Annotated in this window: 1 protein-coding gene; it reads left to right on the top strand. The window is 61.3% G+C overall.

Going from position 1 to position 204, the window contains the following annotated elements; all coding sequences use genetic code 11:
• A partial coding sequence (locus QM797_RS26195) for a carboxyl transferase domain-containing protein (RefSeq protein ID WP_283278658.1) occupies positions 1 to 204 on the top strand: 204 nt, incomplete at both ends.

Here is a 204-nt window from a genome sequence, read left to right as displayed (position 1 = left end):
AACTCGACACCCTGATCCCCGATTCACCGAACACTCCCTACGACATGCACGAGGTGATCACTCGGATTCTCGACGACGACGAGTTCCTGGAAGTGCAAGAAGGGCGGGCCCGCAACATCATCGTCGGGTTCGGGCGTATCGATGGCCGGTCGGTGGGGATCGTCGCCAACCAACCGACCCAGTTCGCGGGCACCCTCGATATCG

Source organism: Rhodococcus sp. IEGM 1381, assembly GCF_030056795.1.
Classification (GTDB): Bacteria; Actinomycetota; Actinomycetes; order Mycobacteriales; family Mycobacteriaceae; genus Rhodococcoides.
This window is presented reverse-complemented; position numbering and strand designations above follow the sequence as displayed.